11 protein-coding genes are annotated in these 14,679 nt (G+C 59.4%); 6 read left to right on the top strand and 5 right to left on the bottom strand.

From position 1 onward, the window contains the following. Nucleotides 1-25: 25 nt before the first annotated feature. Entirely contained in the window at nt 26-4,615 is a 4,590-nt protein-coding gene (locus tag KGA98_RS04540) for a hypothetical protein (RefSeq protein WP_223501543.1), read from the top strand. A 91-nt stretch (nt 4,616-4,706) separates the two neighbouring features. On the opposite strand, the gene KGA98_RS04545 is transcribed toward KGA98_RS04540, so the two are convergent. Next, nucleotides 4,707-6,260 (bottom strand): PLP-dependent aminotransferase family protein, encoded by a 1,554-nt coding sequence (locus tag KGA98_RS04545; protein WP_223501545.1) that lies wholly within the window; start codon nt 6,258-6,260, stop codon nt 4,707-4,709. A gap of 92 nt (nt 6,261-6,352) precedes the next feature. Between KGA98_RS04545 and KGA98_RS04550 the strand changes: the two genes are divergently transcribed. The 3 genes from KGA98_RS04550 to KGA98_RS04560 are packed head-to-tail and all read left to right on the top strand — an operon-like array spanning nt 6,353 to nt 8,121. Beyond that, nucleotides 6,353-6,976: an FMN-binding negative transcriptional regulator gene (locus KGA98_RS04550; RefSeq protein ID WP_057712705.1), complete on the top strand. Its 624-nt coding sequence runs from the start codon at nt 6,353-6,355 to the stop codon at nt 6,974-6,976. Between the two features lie 10 nt (nt 6,977-6,986). Beyond that, nucleotides 6,987-7,433, top strand: a complete 447-nt coding sequence (locus KGA98_RS04555; protein ID WP_154860866.1) for a GNAT family N-acetyltransferase — start codon at nt 6,987-6,989, stop codon at nt 7,431-7,433. 16 nt (nt 7,434-7,449) lie between these two features. Further along, the gene (locus KGA98_RS04560) at nt 7,450-8,121 is read left to right on the top strand and encodes a GNAT family N-acetyltransferase (RefSeq protein WP_150812701.1); all 672 of its coding nucleotides are present in this window, start codon (nt 7,450-7,452) and stop codon (nt 8,119-8,121) included. A 255-nt stretch (nt 8,122-8,376) separates the two neighbouring features. Here KGA98_RS04560 and oadA read toward each other — a convergent pair whose 3' ends face one another. Both oadA and KGA98_RS04570 read right to left on the bottom strand, forming a co-directional pair. Then, nucleotides 8,377-10,185 carry a sodium-extruding oxaloacetate decarboxylase subunit alpha gene (gene oadA, locus KGA98_RS04565; protein WP_057712702.1) on the bottom strand — a complete coding sequence of 603 codons (1,809 nt, stop codon included), beginning with the start codon at nt 10,183-10,185 and terminating at the stop codon, nt 8,377-8,379. Between the two features lie 11 nt (nt 10,186-10,196). Then, nucleotides 10,197-11,612 (bottom strand): acetyl-CoA carboxylase biotin carboxylase subunit, encoded by a 1,416-nt coding sequence (locus KGA98_RS04570; RefSeq protein WP_046038868.1) that lies wholly within the window; start codon nt 11,610-11,612, stop codon nt 10,197-10,199. Nucleotides 11,613-11,802: 190 nt separating this feature from the next. Here KGA98_RS04570 and KGA98_RS04575 point away from each other — a divergent pair, with 190 nt between their 5' ends. After that, nucleotides 11,803-12,765, top strand: coding sequence for a LysR family transcriptional regulator (locus KGA98_RS04575; RefSeq protein ID WP_008018315.1), 963 nt, complete (start codon nt 11,803-11,805; stop codon nt 12,763-12,765). On the opposite strand, the gene KGA98_RS04580 is transcribed toward KGA98_RS04575, so the two are convergent. Further along, nucleotides 12,707-12,916, bottom strand: a complete 210-nt coding sequence (locus KGA98_RS04580; protein ID WP_008018316.1) for a PA3496 family putative envelope integrity protein — start codon at nt 12,914-12,916, stop codon at nt 12,707-12,709. The two genes, KGA98_RS04575 and KGA98_RS04580, sit on opposite strands and share 59 nt — an antisense overlap. 219 nt (nt 12,917-13,135) lie before the next feature. After that, nucleotides 13,136-14,002 (bottom strand): transcriptional regulator HexR, encoded by an 867-nt coding sequence (gene hexR, locus KGA98_RS04585; protein WP_007954250.1) that lies wholly within the window; start codon nt 14,000-14,002, stop codon nt 13,136-13,138. Nucleotides 14,003-14,353: 351 nt separating this feature from the next. Here hexR and KGA98_RS04590 point away from each other — a divergent pair, with 351 nt between their 5' ends. Beyond that, nucleotides 14,354-14,668, top strand: coding sequence for a hypothetical protein (locus KGA98_RS04590; protein ID WP_223501547.1), 315 nt, complete (start codon nt 14,354-14,356; stop codon nt 14,666-14,668). The last annotated feature ends 11 nt before the right edge of the window (nt 14,669-14,679 follow it).

Raw genomic sequence — 14,679 nt, forward strand, 5'->3', positions numbered from 1 at the left:
TGCTGCCCTCACAAAGGATGTGACCATGACAGATACTTCCAGCCCTGCGTCTGAAACCGGCCTCTCCACTGATCAAGATGCCCTGCTCACTCAATTGGTAACCGGCCCCTCGATCAGGGAAGTCGCCACACATGCGCTGCAACCTGCCTTGAAAGCGCTTTACCCGAATTTGCAAATCGATCCTCGCCTGGCCATGGTGGTGACACCGTCCTGGGTCTTTCACAATGGGCTTGTCGAGCCCGGGCCACGGCACTTCGAGTCGCTGACAGACGCACTGGTGCGTCATGGCGTAGCGCGAACGCCCGTGGTCTACCTCGACGGCGAGCACTACCTCACGCTGCACCCTCAGAAACAGACACCGGCCCAACTGCCTGTGAGCATCGACGCCATCGGGCGCCTGCTCAACGAGTTGGCACCGCTGCTGTTTGTCGCTTTTCAAGAGCAACAGGTCGATTACTGGAACCAGTTCACCCGCGCGTCGGCTCCACGCTGGCAGGCGCTGTCCAAATCCTTGCGCGACCTGTGGAACATCGAAGCCAACCCTGACTGGGACAGCGACCAACACGCCATGGCCGGCAAGCTTTTCGCCTACCCGGACATAAGCGCACGCCGTGCGCATGACCCCTATCAGTCGCGCGCCTGCCTGATTGACCTGGACATCCTGCGCGACGCTGCCTCGACTCACGTCAACATCCTCGACATGGCGGTACTGATCGGAACACTGGGTACCCGGACCCTGATCATCACTCACACCATCACTCGTGGTTTCCAGGCGTTTGACTCCCTGCAGGAACTGGGCGAGTCGTTGTTGGCGGACACCGATGGGCAAGTACCGGGGAATATCCTGCATTGGCGCTTGATCGAACCGACGGGAAATTATTTCGACCGCCTGGCGTGCAACCTGATAGCCCTGCAAGCCGATGCAATCGGTGCGCTGGCCAACGAACCCGCGGCGGCAAACCCGGACCTGGCGCCACACGTCAGCCGTACGAACAACGAACTCGACCCGACGGACAAGCAGTCATCCTCGCGCTTCAATCAGGTCGAGCAATCGCTGCCAGACTGGATGGCCGATGCGTCATCCACCGATCTCACGGCTTACAGCCGTCATCTGATGGATCTGGTGACGGTGCGCAATCAGAACGCCGGGCAATCCTTTCTGGACGGGCTCAAACCGATCCGCGAATTTGCACTGGATCAGCTGCGCGAAGCCATGCTCGCGCAACATGCCGATGCCGCATATCTGAACCTGGCGGACATCGAGATCGTGGTCGACAGCGTGGTGGTCTGGGGCAGTTTTGTGCCAACGGTGGGACCCGAGCGCACTGCCCTGAGCCTGGTCGACCTGGCGCTGCAAAACCTGATTGCCCTGCCGCTGGGCAACAAATCCGTACACAGTTCCAGCGCCGCCGCGCTGCCACAGTGGATGACGGTGAGCTATCTGGAGGAGCTGATTACACGCGTCGACATTGGCCAGAACTACCCGGCGCTGATCAAAAGCAAGCTGCTCGCCGATCCCGTTGAAAGCCTGCGGCGTCAGAACCTGTTCACCAGCCATTTGCGCATCGAGTTACCGCTGTTGGCCTTACAGCTGAAGATTCGCAAACAGAACGGCGTCGACGAGACGGGTTATCGCTATGTCGCCGCCGTGGTGCAAGTGCTCGACGCCAATCGCTGGGTGGATGACCAGGAAATCGTGATTCGCCCACTGGCCTTCGCGCCAGGCTGGCGCATCGGGGGCGCCACCGATGAAGTGACCAACATGTTCGTGATCGGGCCCCGGCAGATGGACAAGGGGCCGTGCTTGCTTTACCGGCCAATGCTTGAGCAACCACTGAGCCAGTATCCAACGCCGGCCAACCTGGTCTACGCCATCAAACACTCGCCGACGTTGCGCCAGTCCGTACTCGCCTGGCTGCCGGACGACGCCCGCACCAACTACGCCAACTATGCGTTCACCGGAGACCGACCTTCGGTCTGGAGCATTTCTCAACTGCTGGCCGACCCGCTGACCTCCCTGCAAATGAGCGGCCCGATTTCCCTCGGCCCTCGAGTTCTCAGCGGCAATTACCTGGCCGTCCTGTACAAGGCCAACGTCAATGCGCTGGTCGAACTGGCGCAACGGCAATCGCTGTCCAACGCGCAAAATCGCTGGGCGACTTTCAAGCGGACAGCCTGGACGCTGCTCAATGCCGCATTGCCCTTTCTCGGTCGAACCGTCGGGACGGCCGCCTGGATCTGGCAAGTGCTGGATGACTTGCAGCAAACCCTCGACGCGGCCGACCGTGGCGACCATCAGCAGCAGAAGTCAGCCATGACCGACCTGTTGCTGACCCTTGCCATGGTGCTTGCCCATCACGCCAGTACGCGTAATCCGCCTGCGCGCAGGGCCCAGGAAAAGCCCATTGCAAAAGCGATCGAGCAACAGGAAAAACCGGCCCGGAAACCTGTGACCGTCGTGCAATTGTCCGACATCGTCAGCGAGTACCCTCCTGCGCAACATCGCCAGACAGTGGCAACCGATGCGGCCCTGGACCTGACAAAAACCCTGGACCAGTTCAAGGTCATTCCACCCGAACAACTCACACCGCCCGACAGTGGCAACGGCGTCTATCGCCACCTCTATCGAAAGGAAAACACCTTCTATGCGCCGGTGGGCGAGCGCTGGTTCGAGGTGGCCGTAGAGGACACGGGCGAAGTGTCGATCATCGACTCTCGTCAGCAGCCCGTGCGTAGCGGCCCGGCACTGATCAGCAACCAACGGGGTGACTGGTTCGTCGACATTCGCCTGCGCCTGCGCGGCGGCGGTCTGTCGAGTCGGCGCAAGGCACTCAAACAGCAGAACCACGAGCGCATTGCCGACCTCAAACGGCAACTGGTCGAGTTTGATCGCGAACGCGAACGGGCACGTACAGAACTGACCGACGCTCACAACGCCATGAAATCGGCCAGCGACGAGTCACTGCCTGCCGCGCAAACGCGTTTCCTCGAAAAGCTCGATCGCCGCACCCAGGAGTACGCCCTGCCCATCGAGCAGCTGAAATCGTTGAACCTGCTCGACACGGTGCCCAACTACCGAACCGCCATGGTCGAGATGCTCGGCACCCAATTGTTCTTCAACCAGACGTGGCTCGATCAGCGCAATGCAACTTTTGCGCAGACCCTGAGGGAAACTCTGGTGCTGCTCGATGCCGAGGAAACGGCAGGCGGGACCGGTAATCCTGCGACCTACCGGAAAATGGTCGAACTGGCCGAGGGCGTGATCGGCAAAATAGAGTTTGCCCAATCGCGGTTCCATGAGTTGAGCCGACTCGGTAGAGGCGCTGCGGAAGTTGCGGGCACCTACCGGACAAAACTGCCCGCTTTCAGCCTCAACGATCTCAAGGCGCTCCAGGTTTCGCTGGCCCGCGACGTCTGCCTGAAAGAAGGTAACAGTGCCGCTCTGATCGACGCCAGGAGCGCATTCGAGCGCCTGCTCGACACCACCAATCTGGTTATCCAGACCTCGCAAGAGCTGATGCTGCAAGACAGTGCATGGGCGACAGGCGAACGCATAGAAGGCCTCAACGGCATGCTCGAACAGTTTGCCGCTATCGACCAGTTCTTCGAAGACTTCAGCCTCACCCACAAGGACGCGGTTCTGGAGCAACCGTTCAAACACGTACGTACACGGATCAGTGAATTCCAGCAGGACACTGAAGCTAATCTGGCGCAATTGCTGCGTGAACAACAGCCGGTGGAGCCCCGCCCCGGCCCTTCAAGGCCCGTGCCGGCATCGCACAAACGGGTGGTCAAGACGCGCTTCAAGGGCACGGTCGTTGGCGAAGTGCGTCCTTCGGGCTCGGGAGAGCCGATCCTGCTGGATGTGAAATCCCCCTTGACCGGCAAAGTGATCGCCACCTTTCACGAAAAAACACCCGGCGTCTGGATTGAGCGCGTGCAACCCCGACGTCGCCGCCCGACCGTCCAGGCGACTGACCTCGACACCCAAATCGCGCAAGGCCAGACACTGCTCGACGGTGTGGACAACTTCATTCGGCAAACCGAAGCGAGCGCGAAAAAAACCGGCCGCATCCCGGTGGAAATCGAAGAGTTGTTCCAGCACAAAGCCGAACAGCTCGACAAAAGCGCGAAGATGCTCGAGCAGACCCTGACCGCTTCGAATACGACCGACACCACGACAACACTGGGTGCTGACTTGAACGCGGCACGTGATCGACTGTATGCCGAGGGCTACCGGATCCGGATCGAGATGATCAAGCAACAGCCGCCCACGGCGGCCCGCGTCGAATGGCTGTCGAGCAAAAATGAAATTGATATCGTGCGCAGCGGTGAGCGACGCCGACTCAAGGGCCCGCGCAAGGATTACCTGGAGGAATACGAGATTCGCGAGCGAGGCACCGGGCAACCATTGTGGTACGCGCATTTCCACTACACCGGGTCCGACACGCCTGCCGAGGCATTTACCGCCGCCCATTTGAAACTGCGTGAGCAACGGATGATGGCCGGGGGTGTCGACCTGAGTTCGGCCTCCAGCAGCCAGGTGATCGCCATTTATCGCAGCGCGATCAGCCCGCAACTGGCACGCACACTGTTCTTTTCAAAAAGCCTCTAACGTCAAAAAGTAAAATGGCGATGACCGAGCACCCAGTCACTCGATACACACCCTGATGTGTGAACACGGACGGGTTGATCACCCGCCCACTTCAGCGAGCACGCCACACCGAGCGTAATCGCTCCAGTGCCGCCTCGATCGATTTCTCAGGCACTGCCGCAAAGCCCAGCACCAGCCCGGCGCGTTGATCGACCGGGGTGGTGGAGTCCGGCAGCCAATAACTGCTCAAACCATTGATCTCGACATCGACGCCACGTGCCAATTCGATCAGTTCTTGCTCACGCGCCACACTATCGATCGGCACGGTCATGTGCAGCCCGGCGGCGACTGTGGGTAATGGGCCGACGCCAGGCATGTCCAGCGGCCAGCCATTGAGCAGGGTATTACGCCGACTCAGCGCCGCACGGCGCATCCGGCGGATATGCCGCTGGAAGTGTCCCGCCGCCATGAACTCGGCCATCACTGCTTGGGTACTGACTTCCGAATGTCGAACATCCACTGCACGACGCTGGGCAAAGGCTTCCACCAGACCCGCAGGCAACACCAGATAACCCAGGCGCAATGCTGGAAACGCCACCTTGCCGAACGTGCCCACGTAAAGCACCCGGCCTTGCCGATCCAGCGCCGCCAAAGGCGCCAGCGGTGCACCGCTGTAGCGGTACTCCCCGTCGTAATCGTCCTCGACGATCCAGCCCTGGGTGCGCTCTGCCCAGGCCAGCAACTCCAGGCGTCGCGCCAGACTCATGACCACGCCGGTGGGATACTGGTGTGACGGCGTGACGTAGGTCAGCCGACAATCACTGAGCTTTGCCAGTTCACTGCAATCGATGCCCTCGCTGTCCACCGTCACCCCATGCAGCCGTGCACCCGCCACGACGAACGCATGACCCGCCGCCCGATACCCCGGATTCTCGATCGCCACGCCGTCGCCCGGCTCCACCAGCAACTGTGCACAAAGGCTGATCCCCTGCTGCGCGCCACTGGTGATCACAATTTGCTCAGCCGTGCACTGCATGCCACGGGAACTGCGCAAATACGCGGCGATCATCCCGCGCAAGCGCGCATCGCCGGCCGGGTCGCCATAACACAGCTGCTGCAAGTCCGGTTTACGCCAGAAAGCCGCATTCAGCTTGGCCCAGACCTCGAATGGAAACAGATCGAACGCCGGAACACCAACCCGAAAAGCCTTGGGCGGACCACTGGGCGGCATGGGTAAATGGTTCTTTTCGACGCGAGTCAATGCACCACTGTGGATAACTTTGCTGGATGAATCCACAGGTAAATCGAGCCAATTTGTGGATAAGGTTGTGGGTAACCCTGTTGAAAACCCTGTGGATACTTTTGTGGATAGTTTTTTTGCCGGCACGGTTGCCTGGGGCAGTTGCGCGACATAAGTCCCATCGCCTACCCGCCCTTCGATAAACCCTTCGGCGTACAACTGATCGTAGGCGCGCACTACGCTGTTGCGGGAAATCGCCAGCGCGGCTGCCAGATCACGACTGGCAGGCAGACGCGTACCGCTGGCCAGTCGCCCGTCCAACACACGCGTGCGCAATGCCTGGTAGAGCTGACGACTCAGCCCCTGGCGACGATCAAGTTCGATACCTGCCGGGTTGAAGGTCAGGGACAGTGGTTCGCTAGTCATCACAATGGACCTATGAAATTGGTCATTAATGGCTCTTACAACAGACCAATAGCCTGCCTAGGATGCAGACATTCGCCAAGGGAAATATCTCCATGTACACGCCACGTGCTTTTGCCATCGACGAGTTGTCCCAACTGCATGAACTGATCCTCGCCACCCGTCTCGCCATATTGGTGACCCACGGTGAAAGCGGCCTGCAAGCCAGCCATGTACCGGTGCTGCTGCATTGCGAACAAGGCTCGAACGGCACGTTGTACGGACATCTGGCCAAAGCCAATCCACAGTGGAAAGACCTGCGCGACGGCGCCGAAGCCCTGCTGATTTTTGCCGGTGCCGACGCCTACGTCAGCCCTGGCTTCTACCCGAGCAAGGCCGAACACGGCAAAGTCGTGCCAACCTGGAACTACGTCGCCGTACACGCCTATGGCCGAGCCGAAACCTTCAGTGATGGCGGGCGGCTGCTCGACATCGTCAGCACCCTCACCGATCGTCATGAAGCTGGCCGCGCCCAACCGTGGTCAGTGGCCGATGCCCCCGCCGATTACATCGACGGCATGCTCAAGGCCATCGTCGGTTTCGCCATTCCCATCGACCGTCTGGAAGGCAAGCGCAAGCTCAGCCAGAACCGCAGCCCCGCCGACATCGCCGGCGTGCGCAAAGGCCTGGCCGCCAGCCCCGACGTCAACGACCAAACCCTCGCCCAATTGATGCGCTAAGGAAATCACCATGAGTCAGATCGACATTCGCCAAGTCACCGCCGGTGATCACGCGGCATGGTTGCCGCTGTGGCAAGCCTACCTGCGCTTCTACAACACCGAACTTGCGGATACCGTCACTCAAAGCACCTGGCAGCGCATGCTCGACCCGAGCGAACCGACCCACGCCGCCCTCGCCTGGGCCGATGACAAAGCGGTGGGCATGGTGCACTTCATCTACCATCGTTCGAACTGGGCCATCGAAAACTCCTGCTACCTGCAAGACTTGTTGGTGGTCCCGCAAACCCGTGGTACCGGCGTCGGCCGCCAGTTGATCGAGTTCGTCTACACCACAGCCAAGGCCGACGGTTGCAACAAGGTCCACTGGCTGACCCACGAAACCAATGCCACCGCGATCCAGCTCTACGAGCGCATCGCCGAACGCCCCGGTTTCATCCAGTTTCGCAAAGCCATCTAGGTTCAAGGAGAACAGCATGTCGATTTCACTCGCCGACTGGAAAGGCGTCCCGCCCCCCACGACTCAACTGATCGAAGGGCGTTACATCCGCCTGGAAAGACTCGACCCGGCGCGCCACGGCGACGACCTGTTCAAGGCCCTGCAAGGCCCGGGCGCTGACCCGAAATTGTGGGACTACCTGCCTTACGGCCCCTTCCCGGAGCGCAGCGTCTTCAACGACTGGCTGAACAACCACGCGACCAGCAGCGATCCGTATTTCTTCAGCGTGATCGACCGCGTCAGCGGCGAGGTCCAGGGCATTCTCAGCCTGATGTCCATCGTCCCGGCCCAGGGCCGCATCGAAATCGGCCACGTCACCTTCGGCGCCCCGATGCAGCGCTCGCCGAAAAGCACAGAGGCGGTTTACCTTCTGGCCAAGGAATCCTTTGCCTTGGGTTACCGTCGCCTGGAATGGAAATGCAACAACGCCAACGCTCGCTCCAAATATGCTGCCGAGCGTTTGGGCTTCAGTTTTGAGGGTGTGTTTCGCCAGCACATGGTGGTCAAGGGACAGAACCGGGATACGGCGTGGTATTCGATCCTGGATTCGGAGTGGCCGGCGATTGGTGCGGGGTTTGAAAAGTGGCTGAGCAATGAGAACCAGACCGGTTCGGGGCAGGTGAAGTCGTTGGTGGAGTGTCGCGGGTAATCGTCAGCGCCTGGAATTACGCCATCCCGAGCGAGCTCTTGATCAATTCACACCCGCTTCACTGATGGGACACAGCACCTGTGGGAGCGAGCTTGCTCGCGATGGCGGCATCACATTCAGCAATTGTTGAGACTGATGCTCCGCTATCGCGAGCAAGCCCGCTCCCACAGGTTTTTCAGGCACGGATTTGCAGGCATAAAAAAAGGGGAGCACATGCCCCCCCGAGGTATAAAGCGTTGTATCGAGGCTGTTAACTCAGCCTTCGATCTCGATCAGGATCTCGCCCGGGTTCACCCGGTCGCCCTTGGCCACGTGAATGGCGGTGACTTTACCGGCGATGGCTGCCTGGACTTCTGTTTCCATCTTCATCGCTTCTGTGATCAACACGGCCTGGCCTGCCTTGACGGTGTCGCCCTCCTTGACCAGCACGTCGACGATGTTGCCCGGCATGGTGGTGCTGACGTGACCCGGTGCAGTGGCTTGCTTGCGCTTGCTGCTGCCGCCGCCGACAAATTCGTTGAGCGGCTCGAACACCACTTCTTCCGGCATGCCGTCGATGGACAGGTAGAAGTGACGCTTGCCTTCGGCCTTGACGCCAACACCGGTGATGTCGACGCGGTAGGTTTCACCGTGCACGTCGATGACGAACTCGGTCGGCACACCTTCGCCACCGGCAGAGGCCACGCCACCCGCTTCAGGAATCGGCAGCAGAACCTCTGGCGTGAGGGTGCCAGCGGCGCGTTCCTCGAGGAACTTGCGACCGATGTCCGGGAACATGGCGTAGGTCAGCACGTCTTCTTCAGACTTGGCCAAGGCACCGATATCGGCACGCAGCTTGGCCATTTCCGGCTTGAGCAGGTCGGCCGGGCGAACGTCGATAACCTCTTCGCTGCCGATGGCCTGGCGACGCAGTTGTTCGTTCACGGTGCCCGGCGCCTTGCCGTAGCCGCCTTGCAGGTACAGCTTCACTTCGTTGGTGATGGTCTTGTAGCGCTCGCCGGCCAGCACGTTGAAGAACGCCTGGGTACCGACGATCTGCGAAGTCGGGGTCACCAGCGGCGGGAAGCCGAGGTCTTCACGAACGCGCGGGATTTCGGCCAGCACTTCGCTCATGCGGTTGAGCGCACCCTGCTCTTTCAACTGGTTGGCCAGGTTGGAAATCATCCCGCCCGGTACCTGGTTGACTTGAACACGGGTGTCGACGGCGGTGAACTCGCTTTCGAACTGGTGGTACTTCTTGCGCACTGCGTAGAAGTACAGACCGATCTCTTGCAGCAGTTCCAGGTTCAGGCCGGTGTCGAACTCGCTGCCTTTAAGGGCGGCGACCATCGACTCGGTACCCGGGTGGCTGGTGCCCCAGGCGAAGCTGGAGATCGCGGTGTCGATGTGATCGGCGCCGTTTTCGATGGCCTTCATTTGGCACATCGCGGCCAGGCCAGCAGTGTCGTGGGAGTGAATGAACACTGGCAACGATTGCTCGGCTTTCAGAGCCTTGACCAGTTCGCCGGTGGCGTACGGGGTCAGCAGGCCGGCCATGTCCTTGATCGCCACTGAGTCGCAACCCATGGCTTCCATTTGCTTGGCCTGGTTCACGAACGCCTCGATGGTGTGCACCGGGCTGGTGGTGTAGGCGATGGTGCCCTGGGCGTGTTTGCCGGCGGCTTTCACCGCTTCGATGGCCACGCGCAGGTTACGCACGTCGTTCATGGCGTCGAAGATGCGGAACACGTCGATGCCGTTGACCGCTGCCTTGGCCACGAAGGCTTTGACCACGTCGTCGCTGTAGTGGCGGTAGCCCAGCAGGTTCTGGCCGCGCAACAACATTTGCAGGCGGGTGTTAGGCAGCGCGGCGCGCAGCTGGCGCAGACGCTCCCACGGATCTTCTTTCAGGAAACGTACGCAGGCGTCGAACGTCGCGCCGCCCCAGCACTCCAGCGACCAGTAGCCGACTTTGTCGAGCTTGTCGCAGATCGGCAGCATGTCTTCGGTGCGCATGCGGGTGGCGAGCAGCGATTGGTGGGCGTCGCGCAGGATAGTGTCGGTAACGTGGATTTGTTTGCTCATTGTTCTATTCCTCACAGGCCTGCGTGGGCGGCGATGGCGGCGGCGATGGCCAGGGCCAGCTCTTCGGGTTTGCGCTTGATCGAGTAGTTGGTCAGTTCAGGGTGGCTTTCAACGAAGCTGGTGTTGAACTGGCCGCTACGGAATTCCGGGTTACGCAGGATTTCCTGGTAGTACGCGGCGGTGGTCTTGACCCCTTGCAGACGCATGTCATCCAGGGCGCGCAAGCCACGGTCCATCGCCTCTTCCCAGGTCAGCGCCCACACCACCAGTTTCAGGCACATGGAGTCGTAGTACGGTGGAATGGTGTAGCCGGTATAGATCGCCGTGTCGGTTCGCACGCCGGGGCCGCCGGGAGCGTAGTAACGGGTGATCTTGCCGAAGCTCGGCAGGAAGTTGTTCTTCGGGTCTTCGGCGTTGATCCGGAATTGCAGGGCGAAGCCGCGGTGCTGGATGTCTTCCTGTTTCACCGAAAGCGGCAGGCCGGAGGCAATGCGAATCTGCTCGCGGACAATGTCGATGCCGGTGATTTCTTCGGTGATGGTGTGTTCCACCTGCACCCGGGTATTCATCTCCATGAAGTACACCTCGCCCTCGGCGAGCAGGAACTCCACGGTGCCGGCGTTCTCGTATCCCACGGCCTTGGCTGCGCGCACCGACAGGTCGCCGATATAGGCGCGCTGTTCCGGGGTCAGCTGTGGGCTTGGGGCGATTTCGATCAGTTTCTGGTTGCGGCGCTGGATCGAGCAGTCACGTTCGAACAGGTGCACCACGTTGCCGAAGCTGTCGCCAAGAATTTGCGCTTCAATGTGCTTCGGATTGACGATACATTTTTCCAGGAACACTTCCGCCGAACCAAAAGCCTTGGTGGCTTCGGAAATGACCCGCGGGAAAGCCTGTTCGAGCTCTTCACGGCTGTTGCAGCGACGAATGCCGCGACCGCCACCACCGGAAGTGGCCTTGAGCATCACCGGGTAACCGATACGATCGCCTTCGGTCAGGGCTTCTTCGATGCCCGACACGTTGCCTTCAGTGCCCGGGGTCACCGGTACACCGGCCTTGATCATGCTGCGACGGGCTTCGGTCTTGTCGCCCATGCGGCGAATCACTTCGGCCGATGGGCCAATGAACTTGATCCCGCGCTCGGCGCAGATCTCCGCCAGCTCGGCGTTTTCCGAAAGGAAGCCGTAGCCTGGGTGCAGTGCATCGCAACCGGTTTCCACAGCCAGGTTCACCAGCTTGCGCGGGTTCAGGTAACCGGCCAGTGGCTCGGCACCAATGCTGTGGGCCTCGTCCGCTCGCTTGACGTGCAAGGCATGACGGTCGGCATCGGAGTAGATCGCGACCGAGCGAATGCCCATTTCGGCGCAGGCACGTACGATTCGTACGGCAATCTCACCACGGTTGGCGATCAGGATCTTTGTTATCACTTGGAAATTCCCTTGAGCCGGTGGTACCCACGACCTGCTAGACCAGGTCGACGCGTGACCAAATGTTTCAATTTGGTCGCAGGTCCACACTAGCGCTCACAAGGGATTAACAAAAATGAATAATTATTGGGTCGTGCATAAGTAAAGACTTATAGTTGATTCACCAGCCAGCGACGAGAGTGATCAAAAAATGCGTAAGTCATTGATGCGTATGACTTTACGACAATTGCAGATCTTCAACGAGGTCTGTGATTTGCGGTCGTACAGTCGCGCGGCCGAGGAAATGTCGCTCACACAACCTGCCGTCAGCCTGCAGATTCGTCAACTTGAGGAGCTGATTGGCCAGCCTTTGTTCGATTACGTCGGCAAAAAACTCTACATGACCGAAGCGGCTGAAGCGTTACAGCGGGCCAGCCGGGATATTTTCGGACGCCTGGAAAACCTCGACATGCAACTGTCGGACATGCAGGGTTCGTTGCAGGGGCAATTGAAACTGGCGGTGGAATCCAGCGCCAAATACTTCGTGCCGCATCTGTTTGCCGCGTTCAAACGCCAGCACCCGGAAGTGAACCTGCAACTGACGGTGGTCAATCGCGGTCAGGTCATTCGGCGCCTGTCGGACAACCGCGATGACCTGGTGATCATGTCCATGGTGCCTCAGGACATGGGCCTGGAATTCCTGCCGTTCCTGAACAACCCGATCGTCGCCGTGGCGCCACCGGATCACCCGCTGTGTCATATGGGGCCGCTGCGCTTGCAGGATCTCGAACCCTACACACTGCTGCTGCGCGAGCCAGGCTCCGGGACGCGGCTGGCGTGCGAAGAATACTTCAAAGAGAAACGCGTGCACTTCAACCAGACTCAGGAAGTCTCGTCTGCCGAAGCCCAGCGAGAATGTGTACTGGCAGGCCTGGGCGTTGCGCTGTTGACGCGCCACGCCCTGAACCTTGAACTGGCAACCGGTGGGCTGATCGAGCTACCGGTCGAAGAGCTGCCACTGTTTCGCAGTTGGTGCCTGGTGCAGGCCAAGGCGAAACGCCTGTCACCGGTGGCTCACGCCTTCCTGGCGTTTATCCGTAGTGAACGGATTCAAATCAGCGCGCTGGTTGAGCGTTTCGACGGGAAGTCGAGGGAGTTGCCTGCCAGAAGTTGAGTTCCAACTCCGGAAAATCGCCAATTTCGGCCAGAAGCTGGCGGCGTTCGCAGCGATCTTCGATGGCGCGACGGAATTCCATGCGGCGCTGATCTTCTTGCTGACGACGGGTTTTGACAGCGCTGTTGCGTTCTTCGTAGGGCATGGCCATTTCGAGTCTCCCAAGGCGAGTACGGGAGTTTCAAGATAGGCGCGGGGGATGACGGTTTGGCGGCTTGGGGGTTACAAACTGATGAAAATTGCGGTGCATTCGAGGCCGCCATCGCGAGCAAGCTCGCTCCCACAAGTTCTGCGGCGTGCACGATCAAATGTGGGAGCGAGCTTGCTCGCGATAAGGTCGGAACGACCTTAATGCAATCTCAGGCCTGGCTCAATCGTCCAGCGCTTTCACCGACTTGGGCGACAACCGCAAGCTGCGCAGGCTGCGCTTGACGCTCTTGAGGTGGTTGACCAGGCTCGGGCCACGCGCCATGGCCACGCCCATCGCCAGCACGTCGATCACCACCAGGTGGGCGATACGCGAAGTCAGCGGCGTATAGATTTCAGTGTCTTCATGCACATCGATTGCCAGATTGACCGTAGACAGTTCGGCCAACGGCGTCTGGCTCGGGCACAAGGTGATCAACGAGGCACCGCTTTCACGCACCAGGTTGGCAGTGATCAGCAGGTCCTTGGAACGCCCGGACTGGGAAATGCAGATCGCCACGTCGGTTGGCTTGAGCGTCACGGCCGACATCGCCTGCATGTGCGGGTCGGAATACGCCGCAGCGGTGAGCAGCAAGCGGAAGAACTTGTGCTGGGCGTCCGCCGCGACCGCACCCGAGGCACCAAAGCCATAGAACTCGACACGCTGGGCCTGGGACATCAGCGTCACCGCCCGCTGCAATTCCAGCGGATCGAGTTTCTCGCGAACCTCCATCAGCGTATGCAGGGTGGTGTCGAAGATTTTCAGGCTGTAGTCAGCGACCGAATCATCCTCATGGATCGCAAACTGGCCAAAACTTGCACCTGCCGCCAGGCTCTGGGCCAGCTTCAGCTTCAGGTCCTGAAAGCCGGAACAACCGATGGCACGGCAAAAACGCACGATGGTCGGTTCGCTGATGCCCACGCTGTGGGCCAGGTCGGCCATCGAACTGTGCATCACGGCCGCAGGATCAAGCAGCACGTGGTCGGCGACCTTGAGCTCCGACTTGCGTAACAGGTGGCGAGACTGGGCGATGTGTTGCAGCAGATTCAAAGGGCTGGACTCTTTGTTATTGGCAAGTGCCGGGGATGTAGCACGCTTGTAGTTATACTACATGAATCGGCTTTTTGCCTGCTCAATGCGTTACCGAATCCCTCGATTTCAGGTGCCCGCGCTTCATGTAGCACTCATGGCGTCCGTCCAGGTGCGCCGTCGGCTGCACGAATTTAAAGGACAAAAGCATCTTAAGTTATCAAATGAAAATCATATACGATTCGCTGCGACTGATTAACAACAGAACACACAGCCTTACAAAACCAACAAAGAAACCTCAACCGATAGCAATTTCAATTGAATATATTGATGCCGCAGGAAGCAAAAAATTAATTAAAGGAGCTACATATTATGAGTATTAAAACAAAAGACTGGGCCGCACAAATTGACCGCATGCCCGGCGCCGCTTCGTTCCGCGCCTACGGCACCGTAACCGTTGCCCACCCGGGTTTCACACCAAAACTGGAAATGACCGCACTGCAAGACAAATCCTTTGATCTGCGCCTGGAACTAAAACTGGAAGAGTCCGATGGAGTCTTCTTGCAGGTCGAAACAGACAAAGTTGTTGAGTACAAAGTAACGGGCAATTCCAATGTCACCGGCGTCAGCATTTTCTACGAAGGCAAATTGCTGCACCATATAGATGAAGTATTGATTACCCAGTAAAAACATATAAG

Source organism: Pseudomonas sp. BF-R-24, from assembly GCF_019947335.1.
Taxonomy (GTDB): Bacteria; Pseudomonadota; Gammaproteobacteria; order Pseudomonadales; family Pseudomonadaceae; genus Aquipseudomonas; species Aquipseudomonas jessenii.

Excerpts from the sequence above, each read along its gene's own strand:
- KGA98_RS04575 (WP_008018315.1), top strand. The coding sequence starts at position 11,803 with ATGCGTAAGTCATTGATGCGTATGACTTTACGACAATTGCAGATCTTC.
- KGA98_RS04555 (WP_154860866.1), top strand. The coding sequence starts at position 6,987 with ATGAGTCAGATCGACATTCGCCAAGTCACCGCCGGTGATCACGCGGCA.
- oadA (WP_057712702.1), bottom strand. The coding sequence starts at position 10,185 with ATGAGCAAACAAATCCACGTTACCGACACTATCCTGCGCGACGCCCAC.
- KGA98_RS04560 (WP_150812701.1), top strand. The coding sequence starts at position 7,450 with ATGTCGATTTCACTCGCCGACTGGAAAGGCGTCCCGCCCCCCACGACT.
- KGA98_RS04580 (WP_008018316.1), bottom strand. The coding sequence starts at position 12,916 with ATGGCCATGCCCTACGAAGAACGCAACAGCGCTGTCAAAACCCGTCGT.
- KGA98_RS04550 (WP_057712705.1), top strand. The coding sequence starts at position 6,353 with ATGTACACGCCACGTGCTTTTGCCATCGACGAGTTGTCCCAACTGCAT.
- KGA98_RS04545 (WP_223501545.1), bottom strand. The coding sequence starts at position 6,260 with ATGACTAGCGAACCACTGTCCCTGACCTTCAACCCGGCAGGTATCGAA.
- KGA98_RS04540 (WP_223501543.1), top strand. The coding sequence starts at position 26 with ATGACAGATACTTCCAGCCCTGCGTCTGAAACCGGCCTCTCCACTGAT.
- KGA98_RS04590 (WP_223501547.1), top strand. The coding sequence starts at position 14,354 with ATGAGTATTAAAACAAAAGACTGGGCCGCACAAATTGACCGCATGCCC.